Here is a 17,069-nt window from a genome sequence, read left to right as displayed (position 1 = left end):
AATGAAAATGCCAGTCGAATGACTGGCATTTTTTTTGGCTATTTAAAATCAACCGCCATTTGCTCCGGAATGGTCAACCCCTGGGTGGTTTGCACGCAGCGGGCGATGTAATCCGTAAACCGCGGTGGCTTTGGCATCCCCATGCTAAGCAGCTTATCGTTGCTGAAGCGCACGTTAAGCGTGGCAAACGCACCGTATAAACGCATGGCTTTCAGCATCAGACGTTCGTTGCACGGGCCAAAAATATGTTTTAACTCGCGGCGCATTCTGACCAGCGTTTCGTAGCTGACCTGCGCATATTTATCACCGACGGGGGCTTTCTCCAGCGCCAGCGCCATTGCCCGATCGATATCTGCAAAGCGAACGCTGTTCTCTTCTCCCGCAGAAATATGTACCACTTCCCCCGGACGAACGTTGCTGTTGAGCAGCATTAACATCGCGTCGGCGCAATAATCCACCGGAACAACGTCGATTCGGTCCTCCATTGAGCACATAAACTTCTGCAGCATCAGGCCCATGCTAAAGACCCAGAAAATGCTGCTCGACGGCGTGCAGCCATGACGGGTATGGCCGACGACGATGGACGGACGGGCGATGAGCAGCGGCAGGTTCGGGCACTCCTGGCGCATCAGCTGTTCGATGGTTGACTTCGAAAACGTGTATTCCACCAGGTGTTCAGCATTCTCTCTGAATTCAGCGCTTTCGGCGACCAGTGAATCCTGCTCCGGCGTGCATGACATTGCGGTGCCGACGTGGAGGAAACGCTGTAGTCCTGCGACCTGCTCCATACGGCGCGCCAGCGCGAGCGTACCTTCAACGTTGACCTTCCAGATCAGTGGGTTATTACCAAATGAGGCGACAGCCGCACAGTTAACGACATGCGTGACGCGATCCAGACGGGGATCGTTCAGAAAGGCCTCTGGCTGGCTGAGGTCGCCAGTCAGGATATTATCCACGCTCAGGGAGGCCAGTTTGTCCTCAGGCACGTTGAACTTGCGCATGTTCTCCAGCACGCGCTCCAGCCCGCTCTGCGGATCGCCGGCGCGCGCAAGCAAAAGGAGTTCTACGGAGTGATCGTTGGTCAGGATTTTTTCAAGAACTGCACCACCCAGAAATCCGGTCACGCCTGTAATCAATAGCATCTTCATTAATACCGTCTCATTATGATTGATGAGGCGGATTGTAGGCGCGCAAAAGTAAACCGCATTTAAATAATAAAACGCCGAAATGAATGGCGTCTTAAGCTTATTTTAAGGAAGGGAAATTGGGTGGAGATATTGGACATTAATAGAAGGGTAAAGATTCATTATATAAAAATATAAATTTCAATTCATTGAATTTTATGGTTTTTATAGGGTTGATGTCAAATGATGAACTTAATTCAAAATGTAATAAATATAATAATTTGTTACACCAAACATTTACCAAATAAATGAGTTAAACACCACTTAACTAAAATTATTCGCAGGCCGATTTATTTAGCCTGCGAATGTTTTTCAGAGCAAAAGGGGAAGCGTGGCGCTGGCTGTTTGTTGGCTGACGTCGCCGTAATGACCATCCAGCGCAATCATGGACGTGGTCAGCAGCTCGACCAGCAGCATCACCCCAACCTTAGCATTGAGCGCGCCTGCGCTAAGGGGACCCTCTGGTTTTGCGGCCACCAGCTGCATGTCGCTCAGGGATGCCAGCGGGCTGCGGGGCGTATTGCTGAGTGCCAGCACCTTAACGCCGCGCTTGCGGGCAAGCTTCACCACGTGGAGTAAATCCCGCGTTGAACCCGAGCTGGAGATGGCCACAACGAGCGTCTCTTTCGAAAGCGTTGTCGCATTCATGGCTGCGCGGTGCATATCGCTAAACAGCTGTGCAGGTTTGCCCAGCCGCAATAGCTTGTAATGCAGGTACTCCCCGAGGATGGCGCTGGCCGCGACGCCATAAATCTGCACGGATTGGGCCTGATGCAGCGCCAGCGCTGCCTTTTCAAGCAGCGTGCGGTCGAGAAGTCGGGCGGTATCCTGCAAAGCCTGCACCGACTCATCCACGACGTTATCAATCTCATCCCCTGCCTGACGCGCGGGCTGGCCCTGCTGTATATCCAGCGCAAGCGCCATTTTAAATTCGTTATAGCCCTTGCAGCCCAGCGTCCGGCAAAGGCGCGTGACGCTGGCCTCGCTGGTGTGGCTCTCGCGTGCCAGTTCAGTGATCGTCAGGTAGAGCACCCGGGCAGGATCGCTGAGGACAAACTCGCCGAGTTTTTGTTGCGTTGGGCTGTACCCGGAAGCCTCCTGGCGGAGCTTCAGCAGCAGATTTTCATGGTCCGACATGCCACGTCCTTAATGTGTTTCGCTGCGACTAGTGTGGCGGAAAGGAGGGGAAAGATGCCAGTCATTTTGAAAAAGTATGATCGGCTTCCTGGTTTTTGATGATAATTTTCACTTAAGAATATTTATATGGTAAAAATTTTCATCAATCGATGGGGAGATGAAAAAATGATGCAAATGTTCAGTGGCGCTTCTGCGGGGGGATGGTTTGAAAAAGCGCAGCGCTTTGGTAAATCCTTTATGTTGCCCATTGCCGTGTTGCCCGCGGCGGGTCTGCTGCTCGGGATAGGCGGCGCGTTATCAAATCCCAATACGCTGGCGGCTTATCCGTTTTTAGATGTGGGCTGGCTTCAGGCCATTTTCACCATCATGAGCAGCGCCGGTTCAATTGTCTTTGCGAACCTCTCGGTGCTGTTTGCCGTTGGGGTTGCCGTCGGGTTGGCAAAAAGCGATAAGGGCACGGCCGGGCTGGCGGCGCTGCTCGCGTTTCTGGTGATGAATGCCACCATCAACGCGCTGCTGATCCTCACCGGAAAACTGGCGCACGAGAACCCGGGCGCTGTCGGGCAGGGCATGACGCTGGGGATTCAGACGCTGGAAACCGGCGTGTTTGGCGGCGTGGTGATTGGTCTGGTGACCTGCACGCTCCATCATCGGTTTAATAAAATTGCGCTTCCGCAGTTCCTCGGTTTCTTTGGCGGCTCGCGCTTTGTCCCCATTATCAGCTCGCTGGCGGCGATACTCGTCGGCGCGCTCATGACCGTGGTCTGGCCGCATTTCCAGAAACTGATTTTTGGTCTCGGCGGGCTGGTGGATGCCACCGGTTATCTGGGCACCCTGCTGTACGGCTTCATTTTACGCATGCTGGGCCCGTTTGGTTTGCACCATATCTTCTATCTGCCGTTCTGGACCACCGCCCTCGGCGGCAGTGAGATTGTCAACGGTCACCTGGTTGAGGGCACACAGCGGATCTTCTTCGCCCAGTTGGCCGATCCTACCACGCGTCAGTTTTACGAAGGCACGTCACGTTTCATGTCCGGGCGCTTTATTACGATGATGTTTGGCCTGCTCGGCGCGTGTCTGGCGATGTACCACACGGCAAAACCGGAGAACAAAAAGCGCGTTGCCGGGCTGCTGCTCTCTGCGGCGTTAACCTCGTTCCTGACCGGGATTACAGAGCCCATCGAGTTCTCCTTCCTGTTTATTGCGCCGGTGCTTTACGTCATTCATGCGCTGTTTGACGGGCTGGCGTTCATGCTCGCACACATGCTGCATATCACCATCGGACAAACCTTCTCCGGCGGTTTTATTGACTTCGTGCTGTTCGGCATTTTGCAGGGGGAGGCCAAAACCCACTGGATGTTCGTTCCGCTGGTCGGTGTGCCGTGGTTCTTCCTTTACTACTTCACCTTCCGCTACCTGATTAACCGCTTCGATTTTGCCACGCCGGGTCGGGAAAAGGAGGCGATGGCCAATGAAGTGACTTTTTCGCAGAGCGAGCGCGCCGTTGCGGTGATCGCTGGATTAGGCGGAAAAGAGAATCTGGAAGAGGTGGACTGCTGCGCTACGCGTCTTCGCGTCACGGTGAAGGACGGCAGCAAAGTGAATGACGCGGCGCTGAAAGCCACCGGCGCGCGCGGCGTTATCGTGCGCGGCAACGGTGTTCAGGTCATTTATGGCCCGCACGTCACGATTATCAAAAACGAAGTGGAAGAGATCTTATCGTAATGAAAACTGTACTGGATAACCTGAAGGGAAAACTGGTCGTCTCCTGTCAGGCGCTTGAGAATGAACCGCTGCATAGCCCGTTTATTATGTCGCGGATGGCGCTGGCGGCGGCGCAGGGCGGGGCCGCCGCCATTCGTGCCAACAGCGTGGTGGATATCGCGGCCATTAAACAGCAGGTCTCTTTGCCGGTCATCGGCATCATCAAACGGGATTACCCGGAAAGCGAGGTGTTTATCACCGCCACGATGAAAGAGGTGGATGAGCTGATGAGCGTCTCGCCGGAAATCATAGCGCTTGATGCGACGGCGCGGGAACGACCCGGTGGGGAATCCCTGGAAACGCTGGTCACGCGCATCCGCTCACGGTATCCCGCGGTAATGCTGATGGCGGATATCGCCACCGTGGGCGAAGCCGTGACGGCGCAGACGCTTGGCTTTGACTGTGTCGGCACTACGCTTTACGGCTATACGGCGGAAACGGTGGGCCATTCGCTTCCGGAGAATGACTGCGCGTTCCTGAAGGCCGTGCTGTCTGCCGTGACGGTTCCCGTGGTTGCCGAAGGCAACGTGGATACGCCTGAACGCGCGGCCAGATGTCTGGCGCTGGGCGCGCATACGGTCGTTGTCGGCGGCGCGATCACCCGTCCACAGCAAATTACCGAGCGTTTTATGGCGGCGATTGGCGCGCAAAGCACCGATGGAGCATGACCATCCGGCGGGGATCTGCGATACTTATCGTTTATCCCCTTTACTGAGATGACTATGCAGTACCCGATTAACGAGATGTTCCAGACCCTGCAAGGCGAGGGTTACTTTACCGGTGTTCCCGCTATTTTCATTCGTTTACAGGGATGCCCGGTTGGCTGTGCCTGGTGTGATACCAAACATACGTGGGATAAGCTCGCAGATCGGGAAGTGTCGCTGTTTAGCATACTGGCGAAAACCAAAGAGAGCGATAAGTGGGGCGCGGGCAGTCCAGAAGATCTGCTGGCCATTATTCGTCGTCAGGGCTGGACGGCGCGCCACGTGGTGATCACCGGCGGTGAACCCTGCATCCACGATCTGACGCCGCTGACCGAGCTGCTCGAAAAGAACGGCTACAGCTGCCAGATTGAAACCAGCGGCACCCATGAAGTGCGCTGTTCGCACACGACCTGGGTGACGGTATCGCCAAAAGTGAATATGCGCGGCGGGTATGACGTGCTGTCTCAGGCGCTGGAACGCGCGGATGAGATTAAGCACCCGGTAGGGCGCGTGCGTGATATCGAAGCGCTGGATGAACTGCTGGCAACGCTGACCGATGAAAAGCAGCGCGTCATTGCGCTACAGCCGATCAGCCAGAAAGACGACGCGACGCGCCTGTGCATTGAAACCTGTATTGCGCGTAACTGGCGCCTGTCGATGCAAACGCACAAGTACCTGAATATTGCATAAAAAAAGCCCGGTGGCGCTAGCGCTTACCGGGACTACGGTTCGAGGCTCTTGTAGGCCGGGTAAGCGTTAGCGCCACCCGGCAAGCATCACTCCCCGCGATACACGCAGCCTGCCGTACAGGTCTCTTTGATCATCACCGCGCTCAGCAGCGGCACCAGCGGCTTCATCTGATCCCAAATCCATTTCGCCAGTACTTCGCTGGTCGGGTTTTCAAGGCCCGGGATATCATTCAGGTAGTAGTGATCCAGACGATCGTAGGTCGGCTTAAACGCCGCCTTCAGCTCGGCAAAATCCATGATCCAACCGGTATGCGGATCGACTTCACCGGTGATCTCAAGACGCACCATAAACGAGTGCCCGTGCAGACGGCCACATTTATGCCCTTCAGGGACATGCGGAAGGTGGTGGGCGGCTTCGAAGGTGAAATCTTTAAACAGTGTGGTGGACATGATCGCTCTCAGTAATGCGGAAAAAACCGCCGCATAGTACCGGAAAGCACATTTTTTAGCATTAACTAAAACGGCTCAATAGGTATTGAGCCGCGACATGCCCTTTTTTTGTGAATTTTCGTATTACATTTCAATAAGTTAATTAATCGCTTTTACTGTTAAGAACGATAAGTAAAACAGGTTAGTCCATTTGGTTATTTATTATTTCCATCCCTTCTTTAATTGTTATTATCCTCGCCGTTAACCTTATCTTCAGTTTGGATTTATTCGCTTAAAGTCCGCTTGGCTACTGGAACATAACGACGCATGACAACACAGGCCCCACCTTCAAATTTGCTTCCCCTGAACCCGGAGCAACTGGCGCGCCTTCAGGCTGCCACCTCTGATTTTTCTCCCACTCAGCTTGCCTGGGTCTCCGGTTATTTCTGGGGAATGCTCAATCAGCAGCCTGGCGCTGTGGTGGGTGCACCGGCAACGGCCGTTGAAATTCCTGCCATTACGCTCATTTCCGCCTCGCAAACGGGTAACGCCCGCCGCGTGGCCGAAGCGCTGCGTGATGACCTGCTCGCCGCTAAACTGAACGTGAACCTGGTCAACGCCGGGGATTATAAATTCAAACAAATCGCGTCAGAAAAACTGCTGGTGGTTGTGGCCTCAACGCAGGGCGAAGGTGAACCCGCTGAAGAAGCGGTGGCGCTGCACAAGTTCCTGTTCTCGAAAAAAGCGCCGAAGCTGGACGGCACGGCTTTTGCCGTGTTCGGCCTTGGCGATACTTCCTATGAATTCTTCTGCCAGTCCGGTAAAGACTTCGACAGCAAGCTGGCGGAGCTGGGCGCGGAGCGCCTGCTGGACCGCGTAGATGCGGATGTTGAATACCAGCCCGCCGCCGCCGAATGGCGCGCGCGCATCGTTGAGGTGTTAAAAGCGCGGGTGCCGAAAGAGACGTCGGCGCAGGCTGCGTTCACCGCGACGGGTGCCGTCAACGACATCCACACTAGCCCGTACACCAAAGAGGCGCCGCTGACGGCGAGCCTGTCGGTGAACCAGAAAATTACCGGACGCGACTCTGAAAAAGACGTGCGCCATATCGAGATCGATCTCGGCGACTCTGGCCTGCGCTATCAGCCGGGCGATGCGCTGGGTATCTGGTATCAGAACGATCCGGCGCTGGTGAAAGAGCTGGTTGAGCTGCTGTGGCTGAAGGGTGACGAGCCTGTCTCCGTTGACGGCAAAACCCAGCCGCTTTCTGAGGCGCTGCAGTGGCATTTCGAGCTGACGGTGAACACCCCGAATATCGTCGAAAATTACGCCACCTTAACGCGCAGCGAATCCCTGCTGCCGCTGGTGGGCGACAAAGCGAAACTGCAGCATTACGCCGCAACGACGCCAATTGTCGATATGGTGCGTTTCTCTCCGGCTCAGTTGGATGCCGATGCGCTGATCGGCCTGCTGCGTCCGCTGACCCCGCGCCTGTACTCCATCGCCTCTTCGCAGGCTGAAGTGGAGAGCGAAGTGCATGTTACCGTCGGCGTGGTGCGCTACGACATCGAAGGCCGCGCCCGTGCGGGTGGGGCATCAAGTTTCCTGGCGGATCTCGTGGAAGAAGAGGGCGAAGTGCGCGTCTTCATTGAGCACAACGACAACTTCCGCCTGCCTGCGAACCCGGAAACGCCGGTTATCATGATTGGCCCAGGCACCGGTATTGCGCCGTTCCGCGCCTTTATGCAACAGCGCGCGGCAGATGAAGCGCCGGGTAAAAACTGGCTGTTCTTCGGCAACCCGCACTTTACCGAAGATTTCCTCTACCAGGTTGAATGGCAGCGCTATGTTAAAGAAGGCGTACTGACCCGCATCGATCTGGCCTGGTCCCGCGACCAGAAAGAAAAAGTATACGTACAAGACAAACTGCGCGAACAGGGCGCAGAGCTGTGGCGCTGGATCAATGACGGTGCCCACATTTATGTCTGCGGCGACGCCAATCGCATGGCGAAGGACGTTGAGCAGGCACTGCTGGAAGTGATTGCCGAATTCGGTGGTATGGATGCCGAAACGGCGGATGAATTTTTAAGTGAGCTGCGCGTAGAGCGCCGTTATCAGCGAGATGTCTACTAATGAGCGAAAAACATCCCGGCCCACTGGTGGTCGAAGGCAAACTGACTGATGCCGAGCGCATGAAGGTAGAGAGCAACTACCTGCGCGGTACCATTGCCGAAGATTTGAATGACGGTCTGACCGGCGGTTTCAAAGGCGACAACTTCCTGCTGATCCGCTTCCACGGTATGTATCAGCAGGACGACCGCGACATCCGCGCCGAGCGTGCAGAACAGAAGCTGGAGCCGCGTCACGCGATGCTGCTGCGCTGCCGTCTGCCGGGCGGGGTGATCACCACCAAACAGTGGCAGGCCATCGACAAGTTCGCGGGTGAAAACACGATTTACGGCAGCATCCGCCTGACCAATCGTCAGACCTTCCAGTTCCACGGCATTCTGAAGAAGAACGTGAAGCCGGTGCACCAGATGCTGCACTCGGTCGGGCTGGACGCGCTGGCAACCGCCAACGACATGAACCGTAACGTGCTTTGCACCTCGAACCCGTATGAGTCCGAGCTGCACGCCGAAGCGTATGAGTGGGCGAAGAAGATCTCTGAGCACCTGCTGCCGCGCACGCGCGCCTACGCAGAGATTTGGCTCGATCAGGAAAAAGTCGCGACCACGGACGAAGAACCGATCCTTGGCCAGACCTATCTGCCGCGTAAGTTTAAAACTACTGTCGTGATCCCGCCGCAGAACGATATCGACCTGCACGCCAACGACATGAACTTCGTGGCGATTGCCGAAAACGGCAAGCTGATCGGCTTTAACCTGCTGGTGGGCGGCGGCCTGTCCATTGAGCACGGTAACAAGAAAACCTATGCCCGCACCGCGAGCGAGTTCGGCTTCCTGCCGCTGGAGCACACGCTGGCCGTGGCGGAAGCGGTAGTCACCACCCAGCGCGACTGGGGCAACCGTACCGACCGTAAAAACGCGAAAACCAAATACACCCTGGAGCGCGTGGGCGTAGAGACGTTCAAAGAGGAAGTGGAGCGTCGCGCAGGCATCAAGTTTGAGCCGATCCGCCCTTACGAATTCACCGGTCGCGGCGATCGCATTGGCTGGGTGAAAGGTATCGACAATAAATGGCACCTGACGCTGTTTATTGAAAACGGTCGTATTCTGGATTATCCGGGACGCCCGCTGAAAACCGGTCTGCTGGAAATTGCTAAGATCCATAAAGGCGAGTTCCGCATTACCGCCAACCAGAATCTCATCATTGCCGGCGTGCCGGAGAGCCAGAAGGCTAAAATCGAGAAGCTGGCGCGCGATCATGGGTTGATGAATGCGGTTAAACCGCAGCGTGAAAACTCGATGGCCTGCGTGTCGTTCCCGACCTGCCCGCTGGCGATGGCCGAAGCGGAACGTTTCCTGCCGTCATTTACTGACAAGGTAGAAGCGATTCTGGAAAAACACGGTATTCCGGACGAGCATATTGTGATGCGCGTCACCGGCTGCCCGAACGGCTGCGGTCGTGCGATGCTGGCTGAGCTGGGTCTGGTGGGCAAAGCGCCGGGTCGTTACAACGTGCACCTTGGCGGCAACCGTATGGGGACGCGCATTCCGCGTATGTACCGTGAAAATATTACGGAACCGGAAATTCTCGATTCCATTGACGAGCTTGTCGGGCGCTGGGCGAAAGAGCGCGAAGCGGGTGAAGGCTTCGGCGACTTTACGGTGCGTGCGGGCATCATTCGCCCGGTGCTCGATCCCGCACGGGATTTCTGGGAGTAACCCATCCTTTGCCCGGTGGCGCTTCGCTTACCGGGCCTACGGGTTTTGTAGGTCGGGCAAACGCAGTGCCGCCCGGCGAAACAGGCAAACGAGGTTCTTATGTCCGTACTCGATCTAAACGCCCTTAATGACCTGCCAAAAGTCGAACGCATTCTGGCGCTGGCAGAAACCAACGCTCAACTGGAAAAGCTGGACGCCGAAGGGCGCGTGGCGTGGGCGCTGGAAAACCTGCCGGGAGACTATGTGCTGTCGTCGAGCTTTGGTATTCAGGCGGCGGTCAGCCTGCATCTGGTGAATCAGATCAGCCCGGACATTCCGGTGATCCTCACCGATACCGGCTACCTGTTCCCGGAAACCTACCAGTTTATCGACGAGCTCACGGACAAGCTCAAGCTGAACCTGAAAGTCTACCGCGCGACGGAAAGTGCGGCCTGGCAGGAGGCGCGCTACGGCAAGCTGTGGGAGCAGGGGGTTGAGGGCATTGAGAAATACAATGAGATCAACAAAGTCGAGCCGATGAACCGCGCGCTAAAAGAGCTGAAGGCTCAGACCTGGTTTGCGGGTCTGCGCCGCGAGCAGTCGGGAAGCCGCGCTACGTTACCGGTGCTGGCGGTTCAACGCGGCGTGTTCAAAGTGCTGCCGATCATCGACTGGGATAACCGCACCGTGTACCAGTACCTGCAAAAACACGGGCTGAAGTACCATCCGCTGTGGGACCAGGGCTATTTGTCGGTGGGGGATACCCACACCACGCGCAAATGGGAACCGGGAATGGCGGAAGAAGAGACGCGATTCTTTGGGCTGAAGCGCGAGTGCGGGCTGCACGAAGGATAATGTCATTTCGCCCGGTGGCGCTGCGCTTACCGGGCCTACAAAGGCTCGATCGATACGTAGGCCCGGTAAGGCGTAGCCGCCACCGGGCTTAAGGACCTCAGGCTTTCCCCGCTTTCGCCAGCTCCTTCACCAGCGGCAGCATCACCTTCACCACATCACGGCTGCGACGCTCAATTCGCTGAGGCAGCGCGCTGTCAATGTGCTGCTGATTGTCCAGCATCACGTTATGCCAGCTTGTCCCCTCCGGGAACGCTTTCGTTTTCGCCCGCTGCTGATACCCATCTTTCTTGCCCAGACCCCAGTTCGTCGCCTCAACGTACAACACCGGAATGCCCGCTTTATCAAACACTTCGCCGTCGTTACAACAGCCCGTTCCTTTCGGATAATCCGGGTTGCCGCCGGGATTGGTGGTGGCATACACACCGTGGCTACGGGCGATGGCTAATGCCCGGTCGCGCGTTAATTTACGCACGCTGCTGGGGGTGCTCTGCCCACTATTAAAATAGAGCTTATCGCCGACGATCAAATTATCGAGATTGATCACCAGCAGCGTATTTTTTTTCTCCTCATTGCTCATGCGTTTAAGGAGATTCTCAGCGCCAAGCTTTCCTTCTTCTTCTCCGCTGGTGGCAATAAAGCGAATCCCGTATTTCGTTGGGATATTTTTCATTCGCTCGGCCAGTTCAAGCATGACGCCCAGACCCGCCGCGTTGTCATCCAACCCCTGCAACGTCAAACCGCCGAGGTTATTGTCGGTGTCGGCGTCGCTCATCGGGGCGAAGGTATCGAGATGCGCCATGATAATGATCTGCTCAGCCGCTTTCCCTTCGTGTGCGGCAATGACCGTACTGCCCGTCACGTTGTGCCAGTTTTTTGTTTTATTACGTGAGGTATAGATGTAGCGGCTGTGAAACGAGCGGATATCGCTCTGGTAGCCCATATCGGCAAACTGCTGACGAATATAGTCTGCGGAGAGCATCTCGGCCGGTGTGCCGGTCATGCGTCCAGGGAAGACCGTGGCAATATGCCGCGCCTGCATATTGGCGATTTCACCATAAGGTTGGTTTTTTGCCTGAACCGGAAGGATGAAGCAAACGCCGAGCGCCAGGGCAGCAATACGGTGGCGCGTTGCGGAAAACATAGTGAGTCCTTAAAAACAGAGCAAATTTTTAACCCGCTTAGTATGAAACTGTGATCGTGCATACACAATTTGAATTGCTCTTAAATGCCCGAAATTTCGCGTGTTAAGCACTTTTTGATATTTGCTTTTCCAGGGCGTTATTCCATTGAGTAACTACTCATTCCAATTCGTAATTTCATTCGGTCTAAGTCGCCCCCTATAGTCCCACTATTCCTGTTGTTAGTGAGTTGTTGCCTGTGGACTATCTGCCCTTATTTGCCGCAATTAAAGAGAGACCGGTGCTGGTTGTTGGTACGGGTGACATTGCCGATCGCAAAATCGCGTTCCTGCAACGGGCAGGCGCGCAGGTACGGGTAGTCGAAGAGGCGGATTTCGAGGAGTCGCAAATCGACAGCGTGGTGCTGGTGATTGCGGCCACCGAAAATCGTGAACTCAATCGTCGAATTTCTGACGCGGCGCAAGCCCGTTACCGCCTGGTGAACGTGGTGGACGACCAGCCTTTGTGCTCGTTTATCTTCCCGTCGATTGTTGACCGCTCACCGCTGCTGGTGGCGATCTCCTCCGGCGGCACCGCGCCGGTGCTGGCGCGCGTGTTGCGGGAAAAAATCGAAGCGCTGCTGCCGACCAGCCTCGGGCGCATGGCGGAAAAAGCCAGCTTCTGGCGTGACCACCTGAAAAACCGCCTGACCAGCGTGACGGAACGCCGTCGCTTCTGGGAGCGCGTGTTTCGCGGCCGCTTTGCCAGCCTGATGCATGCCGGTAATGAGACGGCGGCGCAGAAACTCCTCGAGGACGAACTGGATAACCCTGGCAGCACGAGCGGGGAGATCATTCTGGTGGGGGCAGGGCCGGGTGATGCCGGTCTGCTGACGCTGCGTGGCCTGCAGGTGCTGCAGGACGCGGACGTGGTGTTCTACGACCATCTGGTCACCGACGGCGTGCGCGAGCTGATCCGTCGCGACGCGGAGCAAATCTGCGTCGGCAAACGGGCTGGCGAGCATTCGGTGCCGCAGCACGACACTAACCAGATGCTGGTTGACGCCGCCAAAGCGGGTAAAACCGTGGTGCGCCTGAAAGGGGGCGATCCGTTTATTTTCGGTCGCGGCGGCGAAGAGCTGCAGGCGGCAGCCGAAGCGGGCGTACCGTTCCAGGTGGTGCCCGGCATCACGGCGGCCTCTGCGGTGACGGCCTACGCCGGTATCCCGCTAACCCATCGCGATTACGCCCAGAGCGTGACCTTTGTGACCGGACACTACAAGGCCGACAGCACGTCGTTTGACTGGTCGCATCTCGCCCAGAGCCGCCAGACGCTGGCGATCTACATGGGCACGATGAAAGCGGCAGACATCAGCGAACAACTTATTCAGCACGGTCGCGAGGCGACGACGCCCGTTGCCGTGATCTCTCGCGGCACGCGCGTCGATCAGCACGTTGCGACGGGCACGCTGGAACATCTTGCAACCCTGGCGAAAGACGCCCCGATGCCCGCCCTGATCGTGGTGGGGGAAGTGGTGCAGCTGCACAGCACGCTCGCCTGGTTTCAGAACACAACCGATACAGAAGGCTTTGGTTCTTCTGTCGTAAATTTGGCTTAAGGAACGGTTATGGACCAAAAACGTCTTACACACCTGCGGCAGCTTGAAGCGGAGAGTATCCATATTATCCGCGAAGTGGCCGCCGAGTTTTCTAACCCGGTGATGATGTACTCCATCGGTAAAGATTCCAGCGTCATGCTGCATCTGGCGCGTAAAGCGTTTTATCCAGGCACGCTGCCGTTCCCGCTGCTGCACGTGGATACCGGCTGGAAATTCCGCGAAATGTACGAGTTCCGCGACCGTACCGCGAAAGCCTACGGCTGCGAGCTGCTGGTGCATAAAAACCCGGAAGGGGTGGCGATGGGCATTAACCCGTTCGTGCACGGGAGCGCCAAGCACACCGATATCATGAAAACCGAAGGGCTGAAGCAGGCGCTGAATAAATACGGTTTTGACGCGGCCTTCGGCGGCGCGCGCCGTGACGAGGAGAAATCTCGCGCCAAAGAGCGTATCTACTCCTTCCGCGACCGCTTCCACCGCTGGGACCCAAAAAACCAGCGCCCGGAGCTGTGGCACAACTATAACGGTCAGATCAACAAAGGCGAAAGTATTCGCGTCTTCCCGCTCTCCAACTGGACCGAGCTGGATATCTGGCAGTACATCTACCTGGAAAACATCGAAATCGTTCCGCTGTATCTGGCCGCTGAACGCCCGGTGCTGGAGCGCGACGGCATGCTGATGATGATCGACGACGATCGCATCGACCTGCAGCCGGGCGAGGTAATCAAACAACAGATGGTGCGTTTCCGTACCCTCGGCTGCTGGCCGCTGACCGGCGCGGTGGAATCCAGCGCGCAGACGCTGCCGGAGATCATCGAAGAGATGCTGGTGTCCACCACCAGCGAGCGACAGGGGCGCGTGATTGACCGCGACCAGGCAGGCTCCATGGAGCTGAAGAAACGTCAGGGTTATTTCTAAGGAGCCGCCATGAATACCACTATTGCTCAACAAATTGCCAACGAAGGCGGCGTGGAAGCGTATCTGCACGCGCAACAACACAAAAGCCTGCTGCGTTTTCTGACCTGCGGCAGCGTGGATGACGGGAAAAGTACCCTGATTGGCCGCCTGTTGCACGATACGCGCCAGATTTACGAAGATCAGCTCTCTTCCCTGCATAACGACAGTAAGCGTCACGGCACCCAGGGTGAAAAACTCGACCTGGCCCTGCTGGTGGACGGCCTGCAGGCGGAGCGCGAGCAGGGCATCACCATTGACGTGGCCTACCGCTACTTCTCCACCGAGAAGCGCAAATTTATTATTGCCGACACCCCGGGGCACGAGCAGTACACCCGTAACATGGCGACCGGCGCCTCCACCTGCGACCTGGCGATCCTGCTGATGGACGCGCGTAAAGGCGTGCTGGATCAGACCCGTCGTCACAGCTTTATCTCGACGCTGCTGGGGATCAAACACCTGGTGGTGGCGGTCAACAAGATGGATCTGGTGAACTTCAGCGAAGAGAAGTTCGAGGAGATCCGCCAGAGCTACCTGACCTTTGCCGAACAGCTGCCGGGCAACCTGGATATTCGCTTTGTACCGCTCTCGGCGCTGGAAGGGGATAACGTCGCCTCGCAGAGCGCGAACATGCCTTGGTACAGCGGCCCGACGCTGCTGGAAGTGCTGGAAACTGTTGAAATTCAGCGCGTGGTCGACACCCAGCCGATGCGCTTCCCGGTACAGTACGTGAACCGTCCTAACCTCGATTTCCGCGGCTTCTCCGGCACCCTCGCGTCAGGCTTCGTGAAGGTCGGCCAGCGCGTTAAGGTGCTGCCATCCGGCGTGGAATCCACCATCGCCCGCATCGTCACCTTCGACGGTGACCTGCAAGAAGCGGGCGCCGGTGAAGCGGTAACGCTGGTGCTGAAAGACGAAATTGATATCAGCCGGGGCGATCTGCTGGTGGATGCCCACGAAACGCTGGCGGCAGTGCAGGGCGCGTCCGTGGATGTGGTGTGGATGGCCGAACAGCCGCTGACCGCAGGCCAAAGCTATGACATTAAAATTGCCGGTAAGAAAACCCGCGCCCGCGTGGACGGCATTCAGTTTCAGGTGGATATCAACAACCTGACCCATCGTGACGTCACCGAGCTGCCGCTGAACGGCATTGGTCTGGTCGATCTGACCTTCGACGAACCGCTGGTGCTGGATCCGTATCAGCAGAATCCGGTTACGGGCGGGTTGATCTTTATCGACAGGCTGACCAACGTGACCGTCGGGGCCGGTATGGTGCGCGAGCCTAAAGAACAGGCTGCCGTGGCGTCTGAATTCAGCGCCTTCGAGCTGGAACTGAACGCGCTGGTGCGCAAGCACTTCCCGCACTGGGGCGCACGCGATCTGCTGGGAGGCAAGTAATGGCCGCCCATGATGAGAACGTCGTCTGGCATCCTCATCCGGTCACTGTCGCCCAGCGCGAACAGCTCCATGGCCACCGTGGCGTTGTACTGTGGTTTACCGGGCTGTCCGGCTCGGGTAAATCCACGGTGGCGGGCGCGCTGGAAGAGGCGTTGCATCAGCAGGGCGTAAGCACGTACCTGCTGGACGGCGACAACGTGCGCCACGGCCTGTGCAGCGATTTGGGGTTTAGCGACGATGACCGGAAAGAGAACATCCGCCGGGTGGGCGAAGTCGCCAGCCTGATGGCGGATGCCGGGCTGGTGGTGCTGACCGCATTTATCTCACCGCACCGCGCCGAGCGCCAGATGGTGCGCGAACGCGTGGGTCAGGATCGCTTTATCGAGGTGTTTGTCGATACGCCGCTGGAGATTTGCGAAGCGCGCGACCCGAAAGGGCTGTACAAAAAAGCCCGTGCCGGAGAACTGCGTAACTTCACCGGCATTGACGCAGTCTACGAAGCGCCTGAATCGCCAGAGATTCACCTGGAAGGTCAACAATTGGTAACAAATTTAGTAAGCCAATTATTAGACCTGCTCAGACGGGACGATATTATCAGATCCTGAGACGGTATCGTTCGGGAGCTGTCTTCCCGAACGATGAGTCATGGTCACAGGATCAGCTATGCGCAACAGTGAAAACTACATTATCACCACCGGGTCGGAGCCGTTAACGACCGACGACGAGACGACCTGGTCCTTCCCTGGGGCCATTGTCGGCTTTATCTCGTGGTTACTGGCGCTGGGCATCCCGTTTCTCATTTACGGCGGTAACACGCTGTTCTTCTTCCTCTATACCTGGCCTTTCTTCCTGGCGCTGATGCCTGTGGCGGTCGTGGTGGGTGTTGCGCTGCACTCCCTCTTCAATGGCCGACTCCTGTATAGTACGGTTATCACGATTGTGACCGTTGTGGTGATGTTTGGCCTGCTGTTTTTATGGCTGATGGGCTAACTTGCGACATAATTAAAACCCCGGAGTAGAGTCGAACGGAAAGTTATGGGATGATGATGCCGTTTTTTCAGGGGGCAGGATGGGTAAACTAACGCTGCTGTTGCTGGCTTTGCTGGTCTGGCTGCAATATTCGTTGTGGTTCGGTAAGAACGGACTGCACGACTATAGCCGGGTAAGCGATGACGTCGCGGCTCAGCAGGCAACAAACGCCAAACTCAAGGCGCGAAACGATCAACTCTTTGCTGAAATTGATGACCTCAATGGCGGGCAAGAGGCGATTGAGGAACGCGCACGCAATGAACTCAGTATGACTAAGCCGGGCGAAACTTTTTATCGTCTGGTTCCGGATGCGTCTAAACGCAATCAGGGCTCAGCACAAAACAATCGATAATCAGGCCCAGGATT

The 17,069-nt window shown here is 56.6% G+C and carries 16 protein-coding genes; 12 read left to right on the top strand and 4 right to left on the bottom strand.

The annotated features are described in order from the left end of the window. Positions 1–38: 38 nt before the first annotated feature. Positions 39–1,148, bottom strand: coding sequence for an SDR family oxidoreductase (locus HV355_RS06500; protein ID WP_182401346.1), 1,110 nt, complete (start codon positions 1,146–1,148; stop codon positions 39–41). 348 nt (positions 1,149–1,496) lie between these two features. Further along, positions 1,497–2,321 (bottom strand): MurR/RpiR family transcriptional regulator, encoded by an 825-nt coding sequence (locus HV355_RS06495; protein WP_010434594.1) that lies wholly within the window; start codon positions 2,319–2,321, stop codon positions 1,497–1,499. Between the two features lie 165 nt (positions 2,322–2,486). On the opposite strand from HV355_RS06495, the gene HV355_RS06490 reads away from it, so the two are divergent. The 3 genes from HV355_RS06490 to queE are packed head-to-tail and all read left to right on the top strand — an operon-like array spanning position 2,487 to position 5,479. Next, positions 2,487–4,046: a PTS transporter subunit EIIC gene (locus HV355_RS06490; protein WP_182401344.1), complete on the top strand. Its 1,560-nt coding sequence runs from the start codon at positions 2,487–2,489 to the stop codon at positions 4,044–4,046. Further along, positions 4,046–4,753 carry an N-acetylmannosamine-6-phosphate 2-epimerase gene (locus HV355_RS06485; protein WP_182401342.1) on the top strand — a complete coding sequence of 236 codons (708 nt, stop codon included), beginning with the start codon at positions 4,046–4,048 and terminating at the stop codon, positions 4,751–4,753. Before HV355_RS06490 ends, HV355_RS06485 begins: the two co-directional genes overlap by 1 nt. A gap of 54 nt (positions 4,754–4,807) precedes the next feature. Then, positions 4,808–5,479: a 7-carboxy-7-deazaguanine synthase QueE gene (gene queE, locus HV355_RS06480; protein WP_182401340.1), complete on the top strand. Its 672-nt coding sequence runs from the start codon at positions 4,808–4,810 to the stop codon at positions 5,477–5,479. A gap of 86 nt (positions 5,480–5,565) precedes the next feature. Here the strand turns inward: queE and queD are convergent, their stop codons facing one another. After that, positions 5,566–5,928: a 6-carboxytetrahydropterin synthase QueD gene (queD, locus tag HV355_RS06475; protein WP_010434567.1), complete on the bottom strand. Its 363-nt coding sequence runs from the start codon at positions 5,926–5,928 to the stop codon at positions 5,566–5,568. Between the two features lie 306 nt (positions 5,929–6,234). Between queD and cysJ the strand changes: the two genes are divergently transcribed. From cysJ to cysH, 3 genes are all read left to right on the top strand, one after another. Then, entirely contained in the window at positions 6,235–8,040 is a 1,806-nt protein-coding gene (cysJ, locus tag HV355_RS06470; protein WP_182401338.1) for an NADPH-dependent assimilatory sulfite reductase flavoprotein subunit, read from the top strand. Continuing rightward, positions 8,040–9,752, top strand: a complete 1,713-nt coding sequence (cysI, locus tag HV355_RS06465; RefSeq protein WP_089601195.1) for an assimilatory sulfite reductase (NADPH) hemoprotein subunit — start codon at positions 8,040–8,042, stop codon at positions 9,750–9,752. The genes cysJ and cysI overlap by 1 nt, the downstream gene beginning before the upstream one ends. Positions 9,753–9,851: 99 nt before the next feature. Further along, entirely contained in the window at positions 9,852–10,586 is a 735-nt protein-coding gene (cysH, locus tag HV355_RS06460) for a phosphoadenosine phosphosulfate reductase (protein WP_010434558.1), read from the top strand. A 97-nt stretch (positions 10,587–10,683) separates the two neighbouring features. On the opposite strand, the gene HV355_RS06455 is transcribed toward cysH, so the two are convergent. Further along, the gene (locus HV355_RS06455; RefSeq protein WP_108416375.1) at positions 10,684–11,727 is read right to left on the bottom strand and encodes an aminopeptidase; all 1,044 of its coding nucleotides are present in this window, start codon (positions 11,725–11,727) and stop codon (positions 10,684–10,686) included. A 245-nt stretch (positions 11,728–11,972) separates the two neighbouring features. On the opposite strand from HV355_RS06455, the gene cysG reads away from it, so the two are divergent. From cysG to ftsB, 6 genes are all read left to right on the top strand, one after another. Continuing rightward, positions 11,973–13,322, top strand: a complete 1,350-nt coding sequence (gene cysG, locus HV355_RS06450) for a siroheme synthase CysG (protein WP_220470694.1) — start codon at positions 11,973–11,975, stop codon at positions 13,320–13,322. 9 nt (positions 13,323–13,331) lie between these two features. Further along, complete coding sequence (gene cysD / locus HV355_RS06445; RefSeq protein WP_010434549.1) at positions 13,332–14,240, top strand: sulfate adenylyltransferase subunit CysD; 909 nt, start codon at positions 13,332–13,334, stop codon at positions 14,238–14,240. 9 nt (positions 14,241–14,249) lie between these two features. Beyond that, positions 14,250–15,674 (top strand): sulfate adenylyltransferase subunit CysN, encoded by a 1,425-nt coding sequence (gene cysN, locus HV355_RS06440; protein WP_089601201.1) that lies wholly within the window; start codon positions 14,250–14,252, stop codon positions 15,672–15,674. Continuing rightward, positions 15,674–16,279: an adenylyl-sulfate kinase gene (gene cysC / locus HV355_RS06435; protein WP_010434543.1), complete on the top strand. Its 606-nt coding sequence runs from the start codon at positions 15,674–15,676 to the stop codon at positions 16,277–16,279. The genes cysN and cysC overlap by 1 nt, the downstream gene beginning before the upstream one ends. A 58-nt stretch (positions 16,280–16,337) precedes the next feature. After that, entirely contained in the window at positions 16,338–16,664 is a 327-nt protein-coding gene (locus tag HV355_RS06430) for a DUF3561 family protein (RefSeq protein ID WP_182401334.1), read from the top strand. A 79-nt stretch (positions 16,665–16,743) separates the two neighbouring features. Continuing rightward, the gene (gene ftsB / locus HV355_RS06425) at positions 16,744–17,055 is read left to right on the top strand and encodes a cell division protein FtsB (RefSeq protein ID WP_003862095.1); all 312 of its coding nucleotides are present in this window, start codon (positions 16,744–16,746) and stop codon (positions 17,053–17,055) included. The last annotated feature ends 14 nt before the right edge of the window (positions 17,056–17,069 follow it).

Source organism: Enterobacter sp. RHBSTW-01064 (genome assembly GCF_014103035.1).
Lineage (GTDB): Bacteria > Pseudomonadota > Gammaproteobacteria > Enterobacterales > Enterobacteriaceae > Enterobacter > Enterobacter mori.
This window is presented reverse-complemented; position numbering and strand designations above follow the sequence as displayed.

Bases quoted from the DNA above. Each gene is read 5' to 3' on its own strand.
- HV355_RS06485 (WP_182401342.1), top strand. From the start codon at position 4,046: ATGAAAACTGTACTGGATAACCTGAAGGGAAAACTGGTCGTCTCCTGT.
- cysI (WP_089601195.1), top strand. From the start codon at position 8,040: ATGAGCGAAAAACATCCCGGCCCACTGGTGGTCGAAGGCAAACTGACT.
- HV355_RS06495 (WP_010434594.1), bottom strand. From the start codon at position 2,321: ATGTCGGACCATGAAAATCTGCTGCTGAAGCTCCGCCAGGAGGCTTCC.
- HV355_RS06430 (WP_182401334.1), top strand. From the start codon at position 16,338: ATGCGCAACAGTGAAAACTACATTATCACCACCGGGTCGGAGCCGTTA.
- cysN (WP_089601201.1), top strand. From the start codon at position 14,250: ATGAATACCACTATTGCTCAACAAATTGCCAACGAAGGCGGCGTGGAA.
- cysH (WP_010434558.1), top strand. From the start codon at position 9,852: ATGTCCGTACTCGATCTAAACGCCCTTAATGACCTGCCAAAAGTCGAA.
- HV355_RS06490 (WP_182401344.1), top strand. From the start codon at position 2,487: ATGATGCAAATGTTCAGTGGCGCTTCTGCGGGGGGATGGTTTGAAAAA.
- cysD (WP_010434549.1), top strand. From the start codon at position 13,332: ATGGACCAAAAACGTCTTACACACCTGCGGCAGCTTGAAGCGGAGAGT.
- HV355_RS06500 (WP_182401346.1), bottom strand. From the start codon at position 1,148: ATGAAGATGCTATTGATTACAGGCGTGACCGGATTTCTGGGTGGTGCA.
- cysJ (WP_182401338.1), top strand. From the start codon at position 6,235: ATGACAACACAGGCCCCACCTTCAAATTTGCTTCCCCTGAACCCGGAG.
- cysC (WP_010434543.1), top strand. From the start codon at position 15,674: ATGGCCGCCCATGATGAGAACGTCGTCTGGCATCCTCATCCGGTCACT.
- queE (WP_182401340.1), top strand. From the start codon at position 4,808: ATGCAGTACCCGATTAACGAGATGTTCCAGACCCTGCAAGGCGAGGGT.
- HV355_RS06455 (WP_108416375.1), bottom strand. From the start codon at position 11,727: ATGTTTTCCGCAACGCGCCACCGTATTGCTGCCCTGGCGCTCGGCGTT.
- ftsB (WP_003862095.1), top strand. From the start codon at position 16,744: ATGGGTAAACTAACGCTGCTGTTGCTGGCTTTGCTGGTCTGGCTGCAA.
- queD (WP_010434567.1), bottom strand. From the start codon at position 5,928: ATGTCCACCACACTGTTTAAAGATTTCACCTTCGAAGCCGCCCACCAC.